This window comes from Legionella lytica (assembly GCF_023921225.1).
Classification (GTDB): Bacteria; Pseudomonadota; Gammaproteobacteria; order Legionellales; family Legionellaceae; genus Legionella; species Legionella lytica.
In genome coordinates this window covers 2,131,936-2,150,175 of sequence record NZ_CP071527.1, presented here as the reverse complement: position 1 = coordinate 2,150,175, position 18,240 = coordinate 2,131,936, and the positions used below count along the sequence as shown (strand labels likewise).

The window sequence follows — 18,240 nt, the reverse complement described above, 5'->3', positions numbered from 1 at the left end:
AGCCCGGCAAACATTTTTGTGCTATTCTCAATGCTGAGCCTTGCATCAGCTCAGCCTATATCACGATGGAAACAGATCTTTACTCATGCAGCATCAAAATCCTACTCACTACATCCAGGTACTAAAAAATGCTAATTTTATTATCGCCAGCAAAAAAATTACTACAAACTTCAACACCCTATTCTGGAACGATCTCAAAACCTTTATTTCCTGAACAAACTAAAACTTTAGTCGAATTAATGAAATCCAAGTCTGTTGAGGATATTGCTGCATTAATGGATTTATCTAAAGACTTAGCTACTTTGAATTTTGAACGGTATCAGGAATTTGTTTTTGATGGGCATTCGCCACATGCTTATCCTGCGCTATTTTTATTTCATGGTGATGTTTACCAAGGATTGCAAGCTGATACTTGGAAACCAGACACTGTAACTTACGCTCAATCGCATTTGCGTATTTTGTCGGGGCTTTATGGTCTATTAAATCCCTTAGATGCTATCCAGCCATATCGGTTAGAAATGGGGGTACGTTTAGCAAATCCTGTGGGTAAATCATTGTATGATTTCTGGCAAGGTACTATTACTGATACACTGAATCAGCAATTAGCAACACAGAAAAATCCTGTAGTAGTAAATCTTGCCTCGACAGAGTATTTTAAAGCGGTAAATGAGAAAAAATTAAATTATTCTGTAGTTACTATAAATTTTTATGAGCATAAGAATAATCAACTGAAAATGATTGGCATCCATGCCAAAAAGGCGCGTGGAGTGATGGCTAAATTCTTAATGGAAAATCAAATTGATAATCCTGAAGGGATCAAACAGTTTAATGAATTAGGGTATGAATTCCATCAAGCCAGCTCTTCGGAAACGCATTTTGATTTTATTCGTTAAGTATCATGTGGAATTTATCGAGCCGAAGCCATCGTTTAAATCATTTTCCTAAGCAAGGTGTTACTTGCTATGCCAAAAGAGATGATGAGTTAGGTTGTGGCATTAGTGGCTCTAAATTACGTAAATATGCGTCGCTGATGCCTTATCTTATGGAGCAAGGAATTAAGCATTTACTGATTATTGCTGGCCCTCAGTCCAATAATTTGCTTGCTGCCTTACAATTAGCACGAGAGTTTAATTTAAAAGTTACGGCATTTCTCATTAAACCTTGGAAGTTAGAGCGAAAAGGCAACTTTAAATTGAGTTCTCTTTTTTTAGAAGAGTATGAAATCATTTGGGTAACACGTGAAGATTGGGGGCAGGTAAATGAACAGGCGCAAAATTACCTAAAAACATTGAATGAGCCAGGCTTTGTGTTGTTGGAGGGGGCTAGTGTTCCACAAGCTCTGGTTGGTGCAATGAGTCTTGCCAAAGATGTTTGTGATAATGAAGTGTTTTTAAATTGCCGTTTTCAGCATATTTTTATCGATGCAGGAACCGGGTTTTCTGCCGCTGCACTAATTAAAGGTTTAAACTTGTTAGAACATCAGGCCCAAGTTCACGTGCTTTTGCTTGCTGATGATGAGGCACTCTTTAAATCTAAATTACATTCATGGCTTAATTGTGAGCCTGTAAATTATGACTGTTTTTATCCAACTACAGCAAGAGCATTCGGAGCAGTCAATCAAACAATTAAAAATGAAGTAAAGCGTTTAGCACGAGAAGAGGGGATTTTGGCTGATCCAATTTATGCTGCAAAACTATTTTATGAAGCAAGACAATTTATTGAGCGTAAAGCACTTAAAGGAAATGTGCTGGTTATCCACTCAGGGGGAACTCTGACTATACCAAATTTTGATTATTGACCCTTGAAATTCTGTAATAAATCCCTATATGACCTAAATAACAAGTACATACAGGAGATTTTAGATGGTCAATAAGCAACAAACGATGGGCTTTCAAACAGAAGTGAAGCAAATGTTGCATTTAGTAGTACATGCGCTTTACAGTAACAAAGAAATCTTTCTAAGAGAGCTAATTTCTAATGCTTCAGATGCCTTAGATAAGCTAAGATTTTTAGCTTTATCTGACAGCACCCTATTTGAAAATGATTCTGATTTAAAGATCAGCATTCATGTTAATGAAAAATTGAAAACCATAACGATTAATGACAATGGAATAGGTTTAAGTTGGGATGAGGCTGTGGCCAATTTGGGTACAATTGCTAAATCAGGTACTAAAGAATTTATGAGCCAATTGACTGGTGAAAACGCTAAAGATTCACAGTTAATTGGACAATTTGGGGTAGGATTTTACTCTGCATTTATTGTAGCTGATAAAGTGACTGTTAAAAGTCGACGCGCTGGCCTAAAACCTGAAGAAGGTATTGTTTGGGAATCGAATGGTGAAGGCGAGTTTTCTATAGCGTCTGAAACCAAAGCAACTCGTGGAACAGAAATTACTTTACACATTAAAGCTGAAGATGATGAGTTTCTAAGTGATTGGCGCATTCGTAATATCATTAGCAAATACTCTGATCATATTTGCTGGCCAATTGTTATGGAAAAGCGTGGCGAAGAAAATAAAGATAGCAATGAGATGGAAACCGTGAATAAGGCTACCGCTTTATGGACCATGCAAAAATCTGAAATTAGCGACGAAGATTATAAGTTACTCTACAAACATATTTCTCATGATTTCCAGGATCCTTTAATCTGGTCTCATAACCATGTAGAAGGTAAGAATGACTATATTTCATTACTCTACATTCCTGCTCATGCTCCGTATGACCTATGGCAACATGAAAACAAACACGGTTTGAAACTTTATGTCAAACGCGTTTTCATTATGGATGATGCAGCACAATTCTTGCCAAGATATTTGCGCTTTATCAAAGGGATTGTTGATGCCAGTGATTTACCATTGAATGTATCGCGAGAAATTCTGCAAGACAACAAGCAAGTTGAAAGCATTCGCTCTGCGTGCACTAAGCGTGTTTTATCGATGCTTGAAAAGATGAGCACACAAGATAAAGAAACGTATCAGAAGTTTTGGAATGAATTTGGATTGGTACTTAAAGAGGGGCCTGTTGAGGATTTTGCAAACCGAGATGCTATTTCTAAATTATTGCGTTTTGCTACGACTAAATCAGCTTCTGAGAAACAAGAAGTATCACTTGAAGAATATGTTAGTCGCATGAAAGAAGGGCAAGATAAAATTTATTATATTACTGCCTCAAGTTACAACGCAGCTAAACATAGCCCTCATTTGGAAATCTTTAATAAAAAAGGAATTGAGGTATTATTACTTAGTGATCGCATTGATGAGTGGTTAGTTGGTTACCTGAGTGAATTTGATGGTAAAAAGCTGCAATCCATTTCTAAAGGTAAAGTAGAGCTTGGTGATGAGTCTGAAGAACAAATCAAAGAGCAAGAAAAAACTTTAGAACCTATGTTGAATCATATTAAGAAAGTTCTGGATGCTAAAGTTAAAGATGTATTATTAACCAATCGTTTAACTGATTCACCCGCATGTATTGTTGCTGATGAGCAAGATATGAACCTAGAAATGCAACGTATTCTCCAGGCTGCAGGCCAACAGGTTCCAGAAAGCAAACCTGTCTTTGAAATTAACCCAGAGCATGCCTTAATCAAACGTCTACATGATATTCAAGATGACAGTCTTTTTGAATTATGGGTAACCATGTTGTTTGAACAAGCCGTCTTGGCTGAGGGTGGGCAGCTAGATAATCCAGCTGATTTTATTAGCCGGGTCAATAAGTTATTGGTTTTATCTTAAAGGTATTGTAGGTTGGGCGATGAGCCCAACTTACAGTCTGGATTTAGTTTAGTGGAAATCTCTATAGCCGAGGACTAGTATCGTCTTCCGTATCAAAGTTAGAAGGATAAAGATCATAAAATGGGGTATCATCTGGATTGTTTGTAGTTGATGTACCTACGCTTGGATAAATTTGTTCTGTTTTATTAAGAACAACTTTATTTGCTTTGCTTATAAAGAGTAGTCGTGTTTTGTTTAAATCCTCGAGCTCTTGTTTAAGTTTCTCAATCTTTAAATGTACTTGGTTTATTTGTCTTCTTAATTCCGGTATGGTCGTTATTTCTAAAGTGCTGATTTGCCCAGTTTGAGTTGATATTTTTTTTGAATTTTCCTCTATACTAACTTGATTCTTCTTGAGTTGATGTCTTTCAGAGCTATTCTGAGCTGTATAGATTAGTGAGGTAACGAATAAGCCTAATGTTGCTGTTGCGCATAATGCTGAAGGGATAAAAAATATAAGCTCCATACCTCCAATGAATGCCAGCAGAGCGGTTATAAGAGTGAGCAATAGTATACCTGCACCAATTGTGAGGAGTTGGTTTCTATTTTGCAGGCGTTCGCTAATTGTTTGGGTTAGCCTTTTATTGTCTTCATCAAAGCGTGAATTTTGGTTGGTTAGCATCGGATTGGCGCGTTGTAAGCTAAGCAGCTCCTCCTCTTTATCACTAAGAATATTATCTAAATCTCTCTTAACTTGCTGTTCATTTTTTAACATAGACAACGTAAGTTGTTCTTTGTCTGCAACGAGAATGCTTTCTTGCATGTGCTTAGCAATTTGGGTTAGTGCAGTCCACTCATAAAAATTTAAAGAAGTAGTTCGATGCGCCTGCAGGCCATTGATAAGGCAATAAATGTATTCCCTATAAGAGAACTTTTGGGCTTTTGTAACAGCCTGTTTTCCCTGATAGTCTTTGAGCGCGTTGAATTTGCGAATCATCTCCGCGAATAAGGAATAATTTTGGGCGGATAATTGTGCGTGTATAGGGGCGTGATTTGAACGAGCTAATGCACGTAATAGGCGCGTATTGGCGCGTTCTCGACGAGCTTGCTGTTTTTGTGGAATTTCGCTCGTAAGTTTGATCCTCAGTTCGCACTGTCTTTGAGCATATTTTTCAATTGTTTCGAGGCAAGCTTCAAGCTTTTTCTGTGCAGCACGGTATTTAACTTTCATCTGCTCTTTTTGTACTATCAGTTGGCTTTGGGCTTCTGCGGGCACGGGAGAGATTAGGGCGATTAGCTCGTTATAACTTGATGTATGCTGTGAGTGAGCGTGATGGGTATTTTGAGAGCTATGCTCAAGATGAGAATGTTCATGGCTTGTATGTTGCTGGCCATGTTCATGAGTTATTTTTTTACGCCCATCCTCAGAATGTGTATGCTCATGGAGTGTTTCCTGTAGACAAATTTGTCTTTCTAGTGAATCGATTAATGGACGTAGATTACTTAGAATTTCCTTTTGCTTGCTTTTCTCTTGTCGCGCAAACACAAGTTTCTCATTAATAGAGGCGAACTCTTTTTCTAATATGGTGCATTGGTGCTTTTCTACTTCTGCTTCTTCAATATCACGTCTATCTTCATCGAGATCTTGCTGAGCCTGTTTTGTACATGCTATTTGTATTTGAGTGGTAAGGTATTCATTTTTCTCATCATAAACTAACTGGGCTATATCATTTTGAATTTGCTCTAGGATAACTGAAAGTGCTTGCTGGTCCAGGCAATGCTGGCGTAGAGTGAAATAGTTTGCCATGCTTAGATAAGCGTTGGTTTTTACGTGGATTAACTCGATAATCTTATCATCAGATAGCATAGTTGCACTCCCAATATTCTCAGGATGTATTTTATACAATCATATTAAGTAGTCAACAAATAGTTCATCTTCATTATAAGAAAAGCCCGATAATCGGGCTTTTCATTAAATGCTGTTTTCTTCCAACTTAGTGAGGTGAAAACAGAGTCAAGAGATTAACTTATTATTCATCAGTTAATCGGAAGTACTTTGTTCCGAAATATCTTTGTAATTTCTTTCTGATTGTACCGCGGCTAATACCCAACATTTTAGCTGCTTGTAGCTGGTTACCACGACGTTTTTCCATTACTGCTTGTAATAATGGAGGTTCAACTTCAGACAAAATCATGTCATAAAGGTCGTCAATACTTTTGTTTTTATTTTCTGAAAGAAAACGAGTAACCAGATTATAAACTAAATCCTGGAGACCTTGGTCTTGTTTGATTATTGACTGGGTAACTTCAGGTGTTTCAATGACATTCATCTTAACTTCCTTATTATTAATTAAATCAACAACAGTCCAATTGCTTACATATGCAATGAAAGCAACATCGATTGTACATGAAGGGTAATTGATATTCTATATTTTCAAGCTAAAAACATGCATTTTTTTCGAACAATTCACTCTCTACTAGGGCAAATAATGAGCAATCAGACTCCTCGGATGACAATGAGGTTCTAAGTTTTCCTAATTGTTCGAGCATTCTTGCTTGACGTGAGTGATCGTTAAAAAATTGAGTCACATAATGTGTTAACTCATCAACATTACAATCATATTGTAGAAATTCTGGAACTATCATTTTATTTGATAAAAGATTACATAGACCTAGAAATTTAACTTTAATGAATTTGGCGGCCAATACGTAAGTAATAAATGACGATTTATAAATAATACACATTGGTTTTTTTAATAAAGCACATTCTAAAGAGGCAGTTCCTGAGGCGACGATGACAAAATCCGCAGCAGCCATACAGCTTAATGCCTGCCCCTCGACAAAGGTTATAGGTAGATTGCTTTGTGCAAAATAATTAGTAATCTTTTCTGAATCAATAGTGTCAGCAATAGGAATAACAAATTGCCAATCAGGATATTGTTGGTGTAGTCGTTCTGCAGTATCGCGGAGTATGGGCATGTGGCGCTCAATTTCATTATGGCGACTTCCTGGAAGCAGGCCAAAAACTTTAGCCCCCACAGGAATATTTAATACGGCTCGCTGCGAATCACGTTCACCAACAGCATTAATTTTTTCTATTAATGGATGGCCAACAAAACTTACTGGTACTTGAGCATGTTCATAGATTGTTTTTTCAAAGGGTAAGATAACCGCCATGCGATCAACGCATTCTTTAATTAGATGAATACGCTTTGCTTTCCAGGCCCAAATTTGCGGACTGATGTAATAAAGAATTTTAATTCCTAATTTACGCTTTGCATACTTGGCAAGCCGTAAGTTAAAACCTGGGTAATCCACCAAAATTAGCAAATCAGGTTTTTGTTGCTGTAGATGCTTTTTAATTGCCTGAAATGCGTTACGAATGACTTTAAGATGACGAACTACTTCAGTGATTCCGGTAACTCCATAACGAGCTAAATCTGAAATTAACTCGACGCCTGCATCATGCATATGCTTACCACCAATACCACTTATCTCTATATTGGAATAGTGTGCTTTTAGTTGCTTAACCAATGCGGAGGCATGAACATCACCAGACTCTTCACCTGCAATAATAACGACCCGTTTAGCTTTGTGCATGACGTTCCATAAGGTTGTTGTGAATTAGTGTAGTAATTTGCTCTGCAGTCAGTAAGGCTGCAAGCCCATCTTCACCTGTAACCAGTGGAGTGCTGTCTTCGGCAATGCACTTTAAGAATGCTTTTATTTCTTCAAATAATGCATCACCATTTTCCAATTCTTTTTGTTCATGGATAATATCTGGGATTCCAGGGAACATTTCACCCGTCCCTTTTTTAAATACAGAAAGCTGTTTGTTTTGATAATCAATGGATAAGAAACAATTTTCCTGGAATATCCGTGTTTTTCTAGACGAATTGAGGCTGGCTCGGCTTGCTGTCAAATTAGCCACGCAGTGATTTGCAAAGGTAAGACGTACATGAGCGATATCAATGGCTTTTGTCAGAATTGGTGTTCCTTGGGCTAAGATGGAAACAATAGGACTTTTTACCATATTTAGTATTAAATCGATGTCATGGATCATTACATCAAATATTACATTTACATCGGCTCCACGAGGTGTGAATGGTGCCAGACGTTCTGCTTCAATGAACAGGGGCTTATCCAAGTAGTTGTCCAGAGCCATGCGTGCAGAATTAAAGCGCTCAAGATGTCCTATCTGTAGTTTGGCTTTGTGCTTTTTCGCCAACAGAACTAATTCTTCTGCTTGAGCCGTGGTTTCGGTCATCGGTTTTTCTAGTAAAACATGAATGCCTTGCTCTAAAAAGGCTTTGGCTAGTTCATAATGCATACTGGTTGTAGCTGCAATACTTACCGCATCAACTTTATCAAATAAGTCACGATAATCAGTATAAGCAGGAACATTTAGCTCCTGACCTACTCTTTTTGCTGCTTCTTCGTGTAAGTCGCATACGGCAACTAATTCGGCATGAGGAATCAATTGGTATTTTTGTGCGTGAAAACGACCTAGGTAACCAACACCAATCACGGCGCAGCGAATTTTATTCATATGATGCTCATTTGCTAATTATTTGTACGCGATGATCGCATTTCCTGAATGAGAAATCAATTTTAATCATAAAAAGAAGAGTTGCAAACGACGTATGTCTCGGTATCATTAGGGGCCTTTTTAAGGCATCTGGGATAATAATGAATAAGATGAGATTGCTTGCCGGCGTAGATGAGGTGGGGCGTGGACCTTTGGCGGGCGCCGTAGTGACTGCGGCAGTTATTTTAAAAGAACCTATTGGAGGGCTGGCTGACTCTAAAAAATTAAGTGCTAAGAAGCGTAAATTATTGTCTCTGCAAATCCAGGAGCAGGCCTTGGCATTTGCTTATGGCCGCGCCGAGGTTGGTGAAATTGATACTTTGAATATTCATCAAGCTACATTACTGGCCATGCAGAGAGCTGTAGAAGCTTTACCTATTCAACCTGATGAAGTTTTAGTTGACGGAGCGCATGCTCCAAAATTAAGCGTTCCCTGTCAGGCGATTATTCAAGGTGATGGCCTGATTCCTGAAATCAGTGCAGCCTCTATACTCGCGAAAGTCTTACGTGATGAGGAAATGGAGGCACTGGATGCCATTTATCCTGGATATGGCTTTGCTGGCCATAAAGGATATCCTACAGTTGCTCATAGAGAGGCTTTAGCCCGATTAGGGCCTTGCCAGATTCATCGCAGAAGTTATGCACCAGTGGCGGCCTTACTCTAGTTTTATTGAGGCTTCCCAGAGTTTGTCACCACAGTTTGCTGTGTTCAAGATAAGCCTGCTCGCTCTTTAGTCTCATCGATATTTTGTGCCTGATTTACTTTGTCATTCGACTGTACTGGTTTTTTATCTGAGGCAAATAGGGAGAGTGGCACCATTGAGGGCTTTTCGCTAAATCGTTGCTTTATAGCTGACTCAAGTTCGGTAAGCCCTAGCACGTTAACGAGTTCGATTATTCGTTCTGGGGATACTCTAACGCGATATTTTTGGGTATCTGTCACAGGGGTATTGAGTATATCGTTAATAAGCTTCCTTATTATCCCAGGTACAACACAACGCTCGAATAAACACTCATGCTTTGCCAAGAGCACCATGAGCAGGTCTAACTGAATATTCAACTCCTGTTTAGCTATTAATTGAGGGGTGCTGAGTAATTCAGTAAAGACATCAATATCCATTTTATGCTTCTGGGGGGTATAGTGTGAACACACTGTTGTCCGTAGCTGGGCTAAATAGAGATTATAAGCAAGAGGATTGGATAGGGCATACTTGAATGTGTTATCGGGATTTCGTTCTGTTGTCCATATTGCGCCCATAACTCGTGAACTTAGTTTAATTCCCGGGCAGCCTATGCGAATTAATGGATGAATATCACCTCCTAGAGGCAGCTCAAAACCACTAATCGGCGGATAAAAAGTGTTATCGACGATGCAATATACCTCTTTCCCCGTGATACCAAAAGAGACTATTGAACCCGAGTGTAAGGGTTTTGTGTACGGATATTCTATTTTCGCCCCATTTTTAGCATCTAAAAAGCAGATATTTCCACTAGCGCTATCAAGGGCAATCGACATTGCGGTAGCTCCTGGGATGGTGTTTTCTCCATTTAATGTTTTATTCCAAGTTAGGCCAATGAGGAGTGAGTTAGAATCACCCGCATCAATCACACGGACTTCGAATAAGCCTTGTGTCCCCGTCTTTTTATCTTCTACTTTACAGATTCTTTGTGCGGTGCTGAGTGTTGCAGGGATAAATTGTTGCTTTATTTTTTCTAATTCACGAGAGTGTAAGCTATGAAAGCTGTTTTTCTTAAAAAGATCCGTTTTCGCATTACAATAATATTGGATTAATCCACCCTCTGGTAAGGAAAAAATAAATTGCTCTATATCTTCAGGAGCTCCAGAAGTCGCTGCATCAGGAGTAAAGTGATGGTATGCTTTGCGACGATGTCGCGAATCAACTTCTCTTAGATAGTGGGGACTAAGTGCTAATTTTTGTTGTTTTCGGCTAGACACGGCCTGGGTTTGATTCGTTGATGCGTGCGCGGCATCAATGAGTTGTTGCATGGAGTGAGCAAGAGGAGTTATCGGTAGCAAGGGTTTCTTTTCATAAAACACAGTGTGCCGTGGCTTGGCAAAAATAAGCGCTATAAAATGGCTGGTATAGAGCGATTGGAAAGAGATATTAGTTACTTGCTCGTGAGCACGCCAAGTAAAGGACTTCAAATAACTAAGACTGATAGACAGTTGTTGCTGTTCACGGTCATTTAATGGAGCTTGGGCTGATTTTTGAATTAAACGGATAATATGTTGTTCTAATTTCTTCTTCATGAGTTCAATCGTCTCATCAGATAGTGAATCAGGAGAACTAGGCAGACCAAAATTTAATAGAAGTTGAAGATCTATATTGTTCCATACATTTAACAGTTTTGTATCAATATCATCTGGATTGGGTAGCGAATTATGCGAGGGCTGCTTAATCCATTTACCAAAATCGGCCATGATCAATAGCATAAGAATGTATTGTTCACATTCTGTGGTGGTCATATATGAGGATGTAGTCCCTCGTTCGCTCACCTGGGGTTTTGTGGCATCAAATAGCATTTGCGTCAATTTTTTTACATTGTTTTCAAAAATAAGACGTGTTTTGATGGTGGCAAATTGGAACGACATCCAAGTCGCGGCTTTAATTGATGACACTAAAGTAGGAGATATGAAATTTACCTTATGATCATTCAAATTACCACTAAGCTGATTTCCTATACCTGCTGCTAATAGGCGTTGTTGTGTTTGATGCAGGGTGTCCAAATCATCCAGCTGTGCTAACTCTTGTAATAAGGCACTTATTAGATTTATTCGACTTATCCAACTGCCACTCTTGGATTTTGATCTTGGATCAGTCCAAGCAGATTTTTCACATGGCATCAATAATTCAACGCATTGGGCTAGAAGCCGAGTCATCTTGAGCTTATCTTCTGCATCGCTGTTCAGATATAAATTAAGTAATGCTGCAGCAGATGCTTGGCTGATTGATTCTGAATCATCACACGCAGTTCCCGAGAGTAGCGCAAACAATTCGGCTGTATTCCAGGTTTGGCTTTTTGTGCTGCGAATTTTATGCAGTGCATTAATTGTGGGGGATATCTGCCACATAAGTTGAATATGTTTCTTTTGAGTGATTTCTTGTTTGCAGGTTGACTCCCATAGCTCAGTAAAAATGGCAATCAATGCGGGATACTTTTTCTGGGCTACGTTTATTTTTTGAAGTAGCGTAGGCTCGTTTAAATCGATTGTTTGGGTGGCAATGTGTAAACAGAGCATTGCGGTCATACGGCAGTGTATTTTATTACGGTCTAGGCCTGGTTCTAGTTCCTTATCCAGAAACAAAGCGGAAAGACAGAATTGAAATTTTAAGGGCCGATTAGTGCCAATTTTTTTAGGATTAATAATAAAAACAGTATCCAATGAGGGATAAAAATTAAGGTTAGGAGGTAAGCAATCCATTTCCGCAATTAACTGGGTTATAAAATCGACTAACTGCGTCCTCGTTGGTTGATATTGTTTATCACTGAGTAGCGTGCGCAAACTAATAGGTGGTTTAGTATGATTGGTACCTTCAGGGTATTTGAAATAAAGCCTTATTTCGGTAGGTTGGTTCGGAGCGTGAGCAGCTTTTTGCACAGTAAAGCCTGCTGCCTGTAGGAATGATGGGGGGAGAGGGGCAAGGGGCCTCTTAGTGGCTGTTGCACAAAAATAGTGAATTGTTTCGTGAGATCGGATGACTAGTGACTTTGGTTCACGACCTTCTTTTTCAGGGAGGGGAAGCAATGTTACTTTTTGTTGTTTTTCAGGTGCGGCGACATAAGTCCATGGCTGAGGTATATGCAATTCTTTAATATCAGCCTCGTGAAAAAGATTGGTTGTGGACGTCTGACTTTTTGGGCTGAACGTGTGTATGATTACTTTGGGTTGGCTCTGGAAATTTAAGTTATTTTGAGAGACAACTCCATTTAGTGGATTATCTTCAGAGGCTCTAGCAGTTGCTATTAAAGATAGGTTTTCTTCGATAACCGATTGAGTTAATTCATGATTTTTGGATTTTAATATATCTAAAATAGCTCTTCCTGTAGTGGTGCAAGAAAGACAATATAAAGGAGATGTATTCGCTCCTGTGCGCGGTAAGCACAAGGCTTTACTGCTGATTTCTGTAGCCAATTGAGGATTTTCTCTCAGTAGCAGGTATAGGATTTTTTGTCCTATCTCTGACGAGCAAAGCCAGTATAGAGGGGAGGCATTTGCATAAATTATACCATTTTCCGGGCGTGCTACACACAGCATTCGACCACTAATTCCTTTGATTAATGGAGGATAAGCTTGAAGCCATTCGTACAGGAGGTCGATTCCAATATTCGAAGCAGTCAATGAATAGAGAAAAGAGGCGTATACGTCATCTAACAGGGCGGTTTGGTTTAGTGATTCTTTAAAAAACCGAATTCCCTCTTCACTCTGTGAAATAAAATTAAGGATTTCCGCGCATACAGCAGGATCTTGATATTCTATTAAATTATTTAATGAGCAATTGCTTCCTAAGTAACTAAGAATCATGGGTTGGTACTCCGCATCGCCCATAAATTTCATGGCTAAGCAAGTATTGGCCAAACTTGGTGAATAAAACAAATAACGTATAGCCTGAGGATGGCTAAGTAATTTTTTTAAATTGGTTTTTAAATTGGCTTTGGCTTCATTAGTAGTTCCTTTTGCAAAAGCAGCATTCAGTTCCTTCACCACGGCAATAATTTCGAGTTGAGATAAGGTATCTATTGAAGGGGCTGATACTACAGGAACAGTTATTGCAGTAGCTGCTGCGGAGGGAGTAGCTCCTTTTTTCGCAGCACTGGGTGTTTTTGTTGTTACTTTAGGCTGACTTGGTTTTGCTACCGGCACTGGTGCACTTTTCTTAGACTTAGTCTGATTTTTATTTGTTTGGGGGCGTGATTCTTGGGGTAGTGAACTTGGCTCTGCAACAGGACCTAGCTTGTGTATAATTTGTTCTTCTGTAAGATGGAGCTGATTGCGCATCAAATCAATGGCTAAGTCTTTATTTCCTTCAGCCAGATGTTCCTCAATTTTCTTCTTCCAAGCGTCATCCTGAGCTTTTTTATCATCGACCGGCGCGACTTTTAAGGCACCATCAATAGGCAAGTTATTACCAAAGCATAATTCTCCTTTGGTGCGAAAATGCTCTTCTGGCTCATACATGAAAATATTCTCTTGCGCACGACCCAATGCGATTTGGATGGCATTAAGAGAAATCCATTGCTCCAGAGTTAAGGCGTTAATCTGTTCTTGAGCAAGCATCTTGCGTACACAGGGGTTCAGTGAGACGGGCTTCCACAAGATGACGGTTTTAAACGTCATGCCAATGGCCTCGGAGGCGGATAGAATTTGATGGGTGCCCATTTTTTTAATAATTTCTTGACGTTCCCGTTCGCGGGCCTTAGGTTCTTCGGGTAATTCGGCAATGACTACCGTGGAGGCATGTTGGGCATGATTTCGTAATTTATCCAAAGAGGCATTAGTTACCCAAGAGACTTGTCCTCCTGGGGCTTGCGCGGAGCGAATGGTCTGATAAGGGCGTTTGTGGTGATTGCCTTCCCAATGGTGTTTTTGTGCCATCAGGAAATTAATTACCTCCACGACTTCTGGACGATTACGCCAGGTTTGTTCCAGCAGGCGTTCTATTTTGGAGTAGCCTTTACTATTAAGCCGTTGTTTGACGAAGGCATAGGTAAAGGGAGAGGTTAGGGATTGCTCTGGGTCAAAGCTAAGGTAGAAGTGGTTATCTTGTGCTTGTTCAATGAGATAAGCCAGGGCTGACGGGGGAAAGTTTTGTCCTTCATCGCAATAGGTTTTTACTTTAACCGGAGCAGGCGGAGATAGACTGGTCATGGGGTCATAACTGGCATTGGCATGTAAATGCTTTTGCCAAGCCTTTAAAATAGTGATGCACTGCTGTTGCTTGGCTTTATTCCCACTGTAGTAGGTTTGTCGTGCTCCCTCCAGGCCTAAATAGGCGCTCTCACCGTAAGCCACAATCAAACTCAATTCAAAATGCACTTGCTCGGCATCATCCCCGGGGAAATTTTTGGTGAGCCATTGTTTAAATGCTGAGTGGGTTATTTTACTCTGACCTTTAAAATGAGCGGCCAGCATGTGCTCCCAAGTGTTAAAGTGGACTTCAGGGACATCGCATTCTTTTCTTAAAGACTCAAGTAATAGTTCGGATTGCGAAACAAACAAACTGGTGTCGGAAGCGGTGCTGGAACTGGCTTGATGGATATCTACTTCAGCACTAGTGAGGTGATTTGCCATAAAGGTTTCTAAAACCAAGGTTTTTCCGGCACCTGCAGGACCTAAGAACATGAGCGAGGTTGCGGTGTGATTTAAGGCCTGTTGTTGGGATTCATCTAAAAAAGCGAGATGCGGACGTTCTTGAGCTTCTGTAGGGGGCTGCTCATCAAAGAGGTCTAGGAAACGCTCATCCACCATCTCGGCCTTCACCAGCAGGCTACCCACCGTGGTAATCCCGGTTGTTTTTAGCCACCGGGCGACTTCGTTATAGTCATGATGAGTTTCACCTAAGATAAATAAACATCGTTTGCCTTGGGCGTTTCGAAGATAAGTAAAAATAAGTCTTTGCCCATGTTGTGCGCGATCAATGCGTGCACTGCCCACGCGCTGACCTTCGTATAGGGCATTTTCCAACCACTCGATATGAGGATGGGTCCCAGAAATGATCTTTTGCAAGGTTTCCTGGTATTTTATATTAGAAAGGATCTCTCTATGGATTCGTTTCGCGTGAAATAGGACTTGGGCTTGTAGCATGAGATCTTTCATGTCGATTAAAATGGGATGTATTCTATCATTTTGTTCTTATATTATTCAACGCTGTCTTGAAATAAAATTTAAGACAGCTGCTGCATGATGCAATCAAGCTTACCGCAAACAATTAAACAAAATCTTATGCGAACTAATCGACATTAACACCCCAAACCCAGCCAGAAAGGTAACCATGGCCGTTCCACCATAACTCACTAAAGGCAAAGGGATACCCACAACTGGAATAATTCCCATAACCATACCGATGTTCACAAAGCCTGACATAAAAAATGACATAGCAAGGCTTGCCGCGAGAAGCCGGGTATAGGTCGTTTGTGCATTAGAGGCGATATTAAGACTTCTTAATGAAATTAAGACAATTAAGGCAATAATGGCAAATCCTCCGGCAAAGCCAAACTCTTCACCACTTACTGCAAAAATAAAGTCGGTAGCATGCTCAGGTAGGAAATTCAGATGCGATTGGCTTCCTTGTAACCAGCCTTTTCCAACCAGGCCCCCAGAACCAATAGCAATTTTGGATTGAATAATATGATATCCTGAACCCAGCGGGTCTTGCTCTGGATCGAGTAGCGTATACACACGTTGTTTTTGGTAATCGTGCATCACATGCCAAACTGCTGGGATTGCTGCGCCAATTAATAAGATCAGCATTAAAATCACTTTGAAGCGAATACCGGCGAGGAATATGACACAGAACCCTGCTGCAGCCACCATAATGGCGGTACCTAAATCGGGTTGCTTAGCAATAAGTAACGCCGGGATACCGATAATAATGCCTGCAACAGAAATGGATTTTAAGCTGCTGGGACGGGTTTGGCGATCGAAATACCAAGCAGCCATCATTGGCACCGCTAATTTCATAATTTCAGAAGGTTGAAAACGAAATAATCCTAACTCTAGCCATCGCTGAGCGCCTTTACCAATTTTACCCATCAGCATTACTGCAATCAGGAGGCCCAAACCAACACTATAAATCCATGGGGTCCAGATTTTGTACTTATGAGGTGGGATAAAACCGAGCACGATCATAATTAAGGTTGCAAAAACTAAGCGCATGGATTGGCGTAATATCATGCTTATATTAGCATTTGAGGCGCTGTATAGAATTAACAGGCCCAAACTAATTAAAAGCAGTAAAAGGCCTAATAACGGGAGATCTATATGAAGCGATTTTGTTGTAAACCGATAAACGGGTTTATTGTTTCTTCTGTTCATGAGCTGTTTTCATCGGATAAAGTTCGTAATAAGTATCCAGTATCTTGCGTGCAACCATGGATGCCGTAAAATCATTCTCAACTACTACAGCTACGGCAATCTCCGGTTTATCTACTGGAGTAAAGGCGATAAATAGTGAATTATCACGCAAGGCTTCAGGAATATCTTCGTATTTGGCTTTCTCATATTGGCGACCACTAAAGACTTGTGCTGTCCCTGTTTTACCCGCTACAGGGTAGGGTGGATTTCGTCCAAATCGATAGCCCGTTCCTTCATTACTGGTTAGTACGCTATGCATGGCTTCTTTAACAATATCCCAATTGGCTTCGTCTTTAAGATAAATTGGGTATTCTTCAACAAGTTTATAGGGTTTTACTTCACCTGTATCACTGTTTACTGTTTTTGTAAGTAAATGAGGACGGAAACGTTGTCCATGCTGGCTTAGTGAGGCGGTTGCATTTGCTATTTGCAGTGGTGTAGCAAGCATAAAGCCTTGGCCAATAGAAGTAATTAATGTATCGCCAGGATACCAAGTTACCCCTTTAGTTTGTTTTTTCCAACGAAGGCTTGGCACAATACCGGAGGCCTCTTCATAAAGGTCAATATGGCTTAAATGGCCTAAGCCAAATTTAACCAGCATGTCCTCAATATTCGAGATTCCCATTTTATTACCTAGCTGATAATAAAATGTATCACAGGAAACGGTAATGGAACGCTTAAAATTAATCATTCCATGGCCACCCTTTTTCCAATCTCTATAAATATGGCTGGAGTTAGGAAGTTTATATTTACCTGGATCATAAATTGTACTAGAGGTCGTAATGAATCCTTTATCCAGTCCGGCCAATCCCACAAAGGGTTTGATGGTTGATGCTGGAGGATAAACACCACGTACGGCGCGATTAAATAAGGGTCTTTGCAAGGTGTTCGATAGGATCTTGTAGTCTTTGGAACTAACCCCACCAACAAAAATATTAGGATCAAAACTTGGCGAGCTAACCATAGCTAACACTTCGCCATTTTTAGAGTTAATGACGACTGCTGCCCCACGTTTACCTTGAAGAGCTTCGTAGGCTGCTTTTTGCAGGTGGATGTCGATGCTTAGATAAAGCTTGGCTCCGGAGTGAGGATTCATCTTGTCAATTACTCGCAAGGTACGGCCACTCACATCTGTTTCTACCATCTGATATCCCACAGTTCCATGCAAAATATCTTCGTAGTATTTCTCAATTCCGGCTTTCCCAATAAAGTTGGTTGCTCGATAATTAGTTGGATCAACAGTTTTTAATTCCTGGATATTAATACGGCCAACATAACCTAAAACATGAGCAGTTATCTCGCCAAGTGGGTAATGACGCATTAAGCGTGCTTTAATACTGACGCCTGGAAAGTGATATTGATTAATTGCAAATAGGGCAACTTCTTCTTGAGTTAATTTTAATTTAATCGGAATTGGCATAAATGAACGGTTTTGCTTGCGTGCTCGATTGAAACTGATTTCATCATCCTCAGTAATAGAGGGAAGTAATTCGCGCAGCTGTTTTACGGTTCGTTGGATGTCTTTAACATGTTCAGGGATTATTTCCAGAACATAAACAGGAATATTCTCTGCCAATAAGACTCCATTTCTATCAAGAATCACCCCGCGAGGAGGGGCGATGGGCGTAATGCTCATCTGATTTTTTAAGGATAGGGTTTGGTATTTTTTAAATTCGGAGATTTGTAGGTAAGCAAGCCTTAACACCAGAATTAAAGATAAAATAATAATAAATGCGACCAGCAAATTAAGTCTAAAACGTTGACTCTGTGATTCTGATTGATAATTATTAAATGATTGATTCAGACGCATTGCATACAGTCAGCTAACGGGGTTCAAAAGGATGCAT

11 protein-coding genes are annotated in these 18,240 nt (G+C 39.9%); 4 read left to right on the top strand and 7 right to left on the bottom strand.

What is annotated here, in order from left to right; all coding sequences use genetic code 11:
* Positions 1-128 precede the first annotated feature (128 nt).
* From yaaA to htpG, 3 genes are all read left to right on the top strand, one after another.
* Positions 129-893, top strand: coding sequence for a peroxide stress protein YaaA (yaaA, locus tag J2N86_RS09460; protein WP_252579147.1), 765 nt, complete (start codon positions 129-131; stop codon positions 891-893).
* Positions 894-898: 5 nt separating this feature from the next.
* On the top strand, positions 899-1,798 hold the full coding sequence (locus tag J2N86_RS09455; protein WP_252579146.1) for a pyridoxal-phosphate dependent enzyme: 900 nt from the start codon (positions 899-901) through the stop codon (positions 1,796-1,798).
* A gap of 64 nt (positions 1,799-1,862) precedes the next feature.
* The gene (htpG, locus tag J2N86_RS09450) at positions 1,863-3,731 is read left to right on the top strand and encodes a molecular chaperone HtpG (protein ID WP_252579145.1); all 1,869 of its coding nucleotides are present in this window, start codon (positions 1,863-1,865) and stop codon (positions 3,729-3,731) included.
* Between the two features lie 61 nt (positions 3,732-3,792).
* Here the strand turns inward: htpG and J2N86_RS09445 are convergent, their stop codons facing one another.
* From J2N86_RS09445 to J2N86_RS09430, 4 genes are all read right to left on the bottom strand, one after another.
* On the bottom strand, positions 3,793-5,577 hold the full coding sequence (locus tag J2N86_RS09445) for a hypothetical protein (protein ID WP_252579144.1): 1,785 nt from the start codon (positions 5,575-5,577) through the stop codon (positions 3,793-3,795).
* A gap of 163 nt (positions 5,578-5,740) precedes the next feature.
* Positions 5,741-6,040, bottom strand: a complete 300-nt coding sequence (locus J2N86_RS09440; protein ID WP_252579143.1) for a helix-turn-helix domain-containing protein — start codon at positions 6,038-6,040, stop codon at positions 5,741-5,743.
* A gap of 109 nt (positions 6,041-6,149) precedes the next feature.
* Positions 6,150-7,310: a lipid-A-disaccharide synthase gene (lpxB, locus tag J2N86_RS09435; RefSeq protein WP_252579142.1), complete on the bottom strand. Its 1,161-nt coding sequence runs from the start codon at positions 7,308-7,310 to the stop codon at positions 6,150-6,152.
* Positions 7,297-8,259 carry a Gfo/Idh/MocA family protein gene (locus J2N86_RS09430; RefSeq protein WP_252579141.1) on the bottom strand — a complete coding sequence of 321 codons (963 nt, stop codon included), beginning with the start codon at positions 8,257-8,259 and terminating at the stop codon, positions 7,297-7,299. The genes lpxB and J2N86_RS09430 overlap by 14 nt, the downstream gene beginning before the upstream one ends.
* Positions 8,260-8,399: 140 nt before the next feature.
* On the opposite strand from J2N86_RS09430, the gene rnhB reads away from it, so the two are divergent.
* Positions 8,400-8,963: a ribonuclease HII gene (gene rnhB, locus J2N86_RS09425; RefSeq protein WP_252579140.1), complete on the top strand. Its 564-nt coding sequence runs from the start codon at positions 8,400-8,402 to the stop codon at positions 8,961-8,963.
* 44 nt (positions 8,964-9,007) lie between these two features.
* On the opposite strand, the gene J2N86_RS09420 is transcribed toward rnhB, so the two are convergent.
* The 3 genes from J2N86_RS09420 to mrdA all read right to left on the bottom strand — a co-directional run bounded on the left by J2N86_RS09420 (position 9,008) and on the right by mrdA (position 18,203).
* A complete protein-coding gene (locus J2N86_RS09420; RefSeq protein ID WP_252579139.1) occupies positions 9,008-15,124 on the bottom strand; it encodes a DEAD/DEAH box helicase family protein in 6,117 nt (2,038 codons plus the stop codon).
* Positions 15,125-15,235: 111 nt separating this feature from the next.
* Positions 15,236-16,354 (bottom strand): rod shape-determining protein RodA, encoded by a 1,119-nt coding sequence (rodA, locus tag J2N86_RS09415; RefSeq protein ID WP_252579138.1) that lies wholly within the window; start codon positions 16,352-16,354, stop codon positions 15,236-15,238.
* The gene (gene mrdA, locus J2N86_RS09410; RefSeq protein ID WP_252579137.1) at positions 16,335-18,203 is read right to left on the bottom strand and encodes a penicillin-binding protein 2; all 1,869 of its coding nucleotides are present in this window, start codon (positions 18,201-18,203) and stop codon (positions 16,335-16,337) included. The genes rodA and mrdA overlap by 20 nt, the downstream gene beginning before the upstream one ends.
* Between the last annotated feature and the right edge of the window lie 37 nt (positions 18,204-18,240).